At 71.5% G+C, this 5,722-nt stretch carries 8 protein-coding genes; 7 read left to right on the top strand and 1 reads right to left on the bottom strand.

All coding sequences use genetic code 11. The features are described from left to right. The 5 genes from SM418_RS37660 to SM418_RS37640 form a co-directional block, all read left to right on the top strand. On the top strand, positions 1-631 hold a 631-nt coding region (locus SM418_RS37660), incomplete at its 5' end, for a winged helix-turn-helix transcriptional regulator (protein ID WP_371946429.1). A gap of 17 nt (positions 632-648) precedes the next feature. Next, positions 649-855 carry a hypothetical protein gene (locus SM418_RS37655; RefSeq protein WP_371946428.1) on the top strand — a complete coding sequence of 69 codons (207 nt, stop codon included), beginning with the start codon at positions 649-651 and terminating at the stop codon, positions 853-855. Positions 856-932: 77 nt separating this feature from the next. Continuing rightward, positions 933-2,876 (top strand): FtsK/SpoIIIE domain-containing protein, encoded by a 1,944-nt coding sequence (locus tag SM418_RS37650; RefSeq protein ID WP_371946427.1) that lies wholly within the window; start codon positions 933-935, stop codon positions 2,874-2,876. Between the two features lie 173 nt (positions 2,877-3,049). After that, entirely contained in the window at positions 3,050-3,715 is a 666-nt protein-coding gene (locus SM418_RS37645) for an NUDIX domain-containing protein (RefSeq protein ID WP_371946426.1), read from the top strand. Between the two features lie 336 nt (positions 3,716-4,051). Next, positions 4,052-4,315 (top strand): hypothetical protein, encoded by a 264-nt coding sequence (locus SM418_RS37640; protein WP_371946425.1) that lies wholly within the window; start codon positions 4,052-4,054, stop codon positions 4,313-4,315. Between the two features lie 167 nt (positions 4,316-4,482). On the opposite strand, the gene SM418_RS37635 is transcribed toward SM418_RS37640, so the two are convergent. Next, positions 4,483-4,722, bottom strand: coding sequence for a GntR family transcriptional regulator (locus tag SM418_RS37635; RefSeq protein ID WP_371946424.1), 240 nt, complete (start codon positions 4,720-4,722; stop codon positions 4,483-4,485). A 94-nt stretch (positions 4,723-4,816) separates the two neighbouring features. Between SM418_RS37635 and SM418_RS37630 the strand changes: the two genes are divergently transcribed. Together SM418_RS37630 and SM418_RS37625 are read left to right on the top strand one after the other, a co-directional pair. After that, the gene (locus tag SM418_RS37630; RefSeq protein WP_371946423.1) at positions 4,817-5,110 is read left to right on the top strand and encodes a hypothetical protein; all 294 of its coding nucleotides are present in this window, start codon (positions 4,817-4,819) and stop codon (positions 5,108-5,110) included. Further along, a complete protein-coding gene (locus SM418_RS37625) occupies positions 5,103-5,312 on the top strand; it encodes a hypothetical protein (protein ID WP_371946422.1) in 210 nt (69 codons plus the stop codon). Before SM418_RS37630 ends, SM418_RS37625 begins: the two co-directional genes overlap by 8 nt. Positions 5,313-5,722 lie beyond the last annotated feature (410 nt).

Here is a 5,722-nt window from a genome sequence, read left to right as displayed (position 1 = left end):
TGCTGCGGACCCGTGGACGGACCGGGCGAGTGGTGAGCGGGTGCCGCTGCTGGCCGAGATGGACCTGCGTCCCCCCGCCCCGCCTGGACGCTCTGAGAGCGTTTCAGGGCCCGTCACGGCTGCACCTGCGGTGGTGTGGCCGGTGGAGCGCGGCGGGCGGCGGCTGCTGTCGCTGGCGGGCCGCTGCGCACCCACCAGCGACCACGACCACGACGACGACGGCGACGGTGCGCCGTCCGGGATGGCGCAGTGGGACCGGATCGCGGCCGGCGACCCGGAGCTGTGGGTGTCCGATCAGGGCCGGGTGACCGCCGAGCAGGTGGCGGCGTTCCTGGCCGACCAGCGCGCCGCATCGAACGGCGCGACGCCCGCCACCGGCGCCGGTACCGGCCCGGTGAACGGGACGCACCAAATCGACGGCGACCAGCCCGGACCCGTCCCGGCCGACACCGGCCCGGATCGGGTCGCGTCAGCAGCCGCCGCGCGGCGCCTGCAGGGGCAGGCGACCCGCCGCCGGATCGTCGACCACATCGCCGAGCACCCCGACGCCACCCCCGCGCAGATCGCCGAAGCGGTCGGCAAGTCCGTCACGACCGTCCGCCGCCACCTGACCGAGCTCGACAACCAGTAACCCCACGGGAGGAACACATGTCCACTACCACCAGGGGGCCGGTGATCCGGTTCCAGACCCTCGGCGGCGCCCACGTCCACGTCACGGCCCGGACCGGCGGCTACACCTGGCAGTGCCAGGGCTGCGACCAGGCCGAGGAGTTCGGGCAGCCGCTGCCGACCGCCCGGACCGCCGCCAACGGGCACGCGGGCCTGTGCCGCTCGATCCCCAAGACCGCCACCTGACAACCCCGGCGCGGGCGGCGGCCAGCTTCACCAGGCACGCCGCCGCCCGCTCCCTCTCACCGAGAGGAGTCTCAATCATGGCACTGCCCGACGGACACACCGCCGACGTGGTCCAGCTCCACAAGCCCGACCGGGCCGCCGCGGTGGTCGACACGGCCACCGACGACACCGAGGAGGTCCTCGAAGGCGAGATCGTCCCCGTCGCCGCGGCCGGGCCCGTCGACGTCCGCCCCGACACGCTGTCGGAGATGACGGCCGCCGCGCGCATGGCGGGATACCGGGCGATGGAAATCGTCAAACGCCCCGACGTGGTGGCGGCTGCGGTGCTGCGTCACGAACTGCGCTACGGCGTCCCGGGCGCCCTGCGCTGCCTGGGCATGTTCTGGCAGTGGGTCTGCGCGCGGGAACTGGACGCGCAACTCGCGACCAACCCGCGGCTCGTCCTGGACGTGCGGCAGACCCGTAAGAAGGCCGCGGCCAGCACCGCCGCCACGGTCGCGGCCGGCGGAGCTGCGTCCTGGGTGCTGCTGTCGCCGCTGGTCCCCGTCGCCGGGCTGCTGCTGGTCCTGGCCTTGACCGGCGCAGCCGAACGCCGCTACCTGGCTTCGCTGCGCGGCGGCGCCGACACCGGCCGCAAAGCGCTCGGCACCCACCCCGGCTCCAAAGCGGTCCGCCGCGCCGTCGCTGACGCCAAGCTCGGCAAGGCCGACGACATCCGCGTCATCGGGCCCATCACCCGCGTGGCCGGCGCGTGGGAGGCCATGGTGGAGCTCCCCGCCGGGACCACCGCCAAGCACGCAGCCAAACGCCGCGCCGAACTGGCGTCCTCGATCGGCGTCGACGTCGTCCAGCTCGCGGTCGACCCGGTCAAGGGCCACGCCGGGCGGATCGGGCTGTGGGTCGCCGACACCGACCCCATGCAAGGCGACGCCGTCACCTCCCCGCTGGTCAACCGCCGTGACCCGGTCGACTTCTGGACCGGCCGCGTGTTCGCCGGCCGCGACGCCCGCGGACGCGCGGTCGAGTTCTCGCTCGTGGAGCGTTCGTACCTGATCGGCGGGGAACCCGGCGGCGGCAAGTCCGTCGCCGCGAACAACGTCCTGGCGTTCGCCGCGCTCGACCCCTACGTCGAGCTGTGGCTCGCCGACGGGAAAGGCGGGTTCGACCTGGCCGACTGGGAACCGGTCGCACACCGGGTCCTGGAACGCCCCGAACACGGCCTGATCATGTCCATGGTGGCCGACCTGCAGGAAGAGATGGCGCGCCGGTACGCGCTGCTCCGCAAAGCCGGGGAACGCAAACTCACTCGCGATGTCGCCGCTCGGCTGGGACTGCACCCGATCGTGTTCCACGTCGATGAGATCCAGAAATTCTCCCTGGGCGACGGCGACGCCAAGCAGGGCAAGGAGTTCATCACCGGTATCGCTGACCTGGTCGGGCGTGGCCGCGCCGCAGGGATGATCACCGGCACGATCACGCAGCGGCCGGCCGCCGACGTCGTCCCGACCCGGCTGCGCGACATCCTGTCGATCCGGTGGGCGCTGCGGTGCACCACCCCGGACGCCTCCGACACCATTCTCGGATCGGGCCGCGCCGGTCAGGGCTACTCCGCGGCGGTGTTCGACGCTACCCAGCGCGGCGCAGGGTACGTCCTGGCCGAAGGCGCCGACCCGGTACAGACCCGCTCGGCCTACCTCAGCGACGATGAGGTCGCCGGGATCGCGCGCCGCGCCTACGCCCTGCGTGAGGAGGCCGGGACGCTCCCGGCGACCGCGGACCGCCCCGACGTGCGGCTGCTGACCGCCGTCCTGGACGCCATGGGCCGCCACCCCAAGGGCGCTCACACCGCCGAGATGCTTCCCGCGCTCACCCGGCGTCCCGAGTTCGGCGGGTGGGACGCCGCCAAGCTCGCCGGCGCGCTCAAGCCGCTCGGCGTCACCCCCCGCCAGGTCGACCTGGACGGCCGCAACCGCAACGGGTACCGCCGCGACGACGTCACGAGCGCCCTGGACCGCCTCTGAAACCGGCCCTAACGGGCGTCTGGGGAGGGTCTAGTTCTAGGCCCTCAGCCTCTAGGAACTAGACCCTCCCCCTAGCCGACAAGACCCCCCTGACCTGCGAACTAGAGCCGCTAGAGCCGGTAGAGGCCCGTGCGGCGGCCACCAGAAGAACCCACTCCTGGGAGGAATCTGCCATGACCAGCCAGCCACGCACCTACACCCACCCCGACGTGCTCACCGACGGTGTCCGCGACGGGTGGGCCGACCCCGAAACCGACCCGACCCGCATCGACTGGACGACCCGGCAGGCAGCCGCGGCCATCCCGTTCCCCGTGGTGGACGGCCGGCCGGTGAACCCGTGCGAGAAGACCGGCATCACGCGCGGCCGTAACGAGCTGGGCCACTGGGGCGAGTGCCGGTGCGCCGATGCCCTGGTCCTGGCCCGCGACATCGACGGCGGGCTGTGGGCCCTGATGATCGAGCGTGAGGACGGGCACGGCTGGGCGATCCCCGGCGGGAAGGTCGACCCCGAAGACACCGACGCGACCGCCGCCGCGATCCGCGAGCTCGCCGAAGAGACCGGGCTCGACATCCCCGGCGCGCACTGGACGGCGACGGCGCCGCGGTACGTCCCCGACCCCCGCGCGAGCGATGAGGCATGGATGGTCACCACGCTGTGCGTGGCCTACCTCGGCCGGATCGCCCGCGACACCTTCCCCGCGGTCGCCGGCGCCGACGACGCCCGCCGCGCCGCGTGGGTCCGCGCTGACTCCTACCCCGCCCTGACCGCCGACCTCGCCGAAACCTTCGGCGGTCACGTCTTCCGAGCGCACGTCCAGATGCTCAAAGACGCGCTCTGACGTCACCGACGAACCGTCACAGCCCGGACCCACCCCATGCGAAAGGCCCACCGTCGAGCCCTGGCGCCCCAACCCGGCGGCGGCCTACGGTGAGACCACAAGAGCGGCGACGCGACCACACCCTGTGCCGGGGTCCCCCGCGTCGCCGCTCTCGCACGTCCAGGAGGGTCCGCCCTGCTGCGCATTCGTGACGGCCGCCTGTACCGCGCCGACTTCGGCACCTTCGAGGACTACTGCCTCGAGCGGTGGGGGTTCAGCGATCGGCGCGCCTCGCAGTTCATTGAGGCGGCGTCCGTAGTCCCCAAAATTTTGGAGAGCGGCCTCCCCGCCCCGCTCGTGGAGTCCCACGCTCGCGAGCTGGCCCGCGTTCCCGAGCCGGAGCGGGCCGAGGTGTGGCGCGAGACCGTCGAGCGCACGAACGGGAAGCCGACCGCCGCCGCGATCCGCGAGACCTACCGGCCCGGCCCCGTGCCCGGCCCCGTGCCCGAGCCCGAGCGCGCGGGGGCACCGGGCATGCCTGGGCTTGCCTGCAAGATCACCGAATTTGCCCAAGGAAACTCGGTGATCTTGGAGACGTGCACATTGTCAACGTCTCCTTGATCGTCTTCCGGCCCGTGCGCGCGAGGGGCGAAACCTATTACTCAAGTAATGAGTATCAGGGCGGGCGTCCGGCCCGTGCGCACCTCGGGCGCCTGTTCAGGGATGTTGGGTGCAACATCGCTGAAAGCCGTGTCGTCCTTAACATCGCTTTCAGCCTCGCGGGGCGGCTACTCCTCCGGCCGGACGAACGAACCTTTGCCGCGGACGACATAGACGAGCTCGCGCTCTACCAGCTCACGGACCGCTCGCCGTGCGGTCAGCCTCGCCACCCCGTACTCCTCCGCCATGCGCGTCTCACTCGGGATCGGCCGATCCGGCTGCAGCTCCCCCGACTCGATCTGAGCAGCGATGATGTCCGCGATCTGCCGATACAGCGGCGTTCCGCCCTCATGGTCGAGATCTGCCATGTGGGGAACCGTAGACCGGCCCTGACCTGCATAATCTTATGGATCCCTCTGCACTTGTATACGGAGGACTACAGAGGGGCGTACGGTCTCCGATATGAACTTCCCGGCACAGGAAGCACAGCAGCGCAAGCACGCAGAGGCACGCCTCGCGGCACTGGCAGCGAATCTCAACGTCCGTGGCGTCCTCACCCGCGTGGACGCGGACAGCCTCGCCATCCTCAACGACGGCGGACAGCAAACCGACACGATCGTCTGCCGACCATGGCCACTCGACCGTGACGCGTGGTGGTTCTTCGACTGCACGGGCGAGCCGCTCGCCGAAGCGGGCGACATCGTCGGCGCGGCGGTCGCGATCCTGGGGAACCTGCGGAGCGGCACCCATGGGTGACGTCACGATCGGCGCCTACCAGTTGACTGAACGGTCCGGAGTGTGGTTCCTCGTGGACGGCGACGACCGGATCGCCGGGACGCTGCTGCCGCAGCCTGACGGGTCGTGGCGGTGCCGCACACCCGCGGGACCGGTCCGCACGGTCCGCCCTCCGGCCGGCGTCCCGGACGCTGCGTCGTGGGTGGCGCGGCAGATCACCTGACCGGCGTGGCCCTGCCGGTCGTACCCGCCCCCGAGGTCCCGGCAGGGCCATCCCCTCCACACCTCCACCTGGGGACCTTTCCCGGCACCCCGGCCCATTTGGCACCCGTCCTCGTATACCGCCGGACATTCCGCCCGGAACATCAACTTCGACCCCCCTGGGCACGAACCCCGCACCCGGGCACCTCACGGCACCCTGACGGGTATAGCACCGCTGCTCTCGCCCGGGTTTCGGGGCCCGTGAACCCCTTCACAGCCCGTGACGGTTACCGGTCACGCAGAGTGGCCCTCAAAGCCCCAGACCCGTACAGAGAGCGATCACCTACACGAGGACGGGTGCCTGACCGGCCCGACCGGGATCGGTCCCCAGGGTTGTTGTCACTCTCCGTCGTGTGGGATGAGGCCGGGATG

Origin of the sequence: Actinomadura chokoriensis (assembly GCF_041463665.1) — a bacterium.
GTDB classification, from domain to species: domain Bacteria; phylum Actinomycetota; class Actinomycetes; order Streptosporangiales; family Streptosporangiaceae; genus Spirillospora; species Spirillospora chokoriensis_A.
This window is presented reverse-complemented; position numbering and strand designations above follow the sequence as displayed.

Coding starts and splice junctions, on each gene's coding strand:
- SM418_RS37635 (WP_371946424.1), bottom strand. CDS start 4,722: ATGGCAGATCTCGACCATGAGGGCGGAACGCCGCTGTATCGGCAGATC.
- SM418_RS37630 (WP_371946423.1), top strand. CDS start 4,817: ATGAACTTCCCGGCACAGGAAGCACAGCAGCGCAAGCACGCAGAGGCA.
- SM418_RS37655 (WP_371946428.1), top strand. CDS start 649: ATGTCCACTACCACCAGGGGGCCGGTGATCCGGTTCCAGACCCTCGGC.
- SM418_RS37650 (WP_371946427.1), top strand. CDS start 933: ATGGCACTGCCCGACGGACACACCGCCGACGTGGTCCAGCTCCACAAG.
- SM418_RS37645 (WP_371946426.1), top strand. CDS start 3,050: ATGACCAGCCAGCCACGCACCTACACCCACCCCGACGTGCTCACCGAC.
- SM418_RS37625 (WP_371946422.1), top strand. CDS start 5,103: ATGGGTGACGTCACGATCGGCGCCTACCAGTTGACTGAACGGTCCGGA.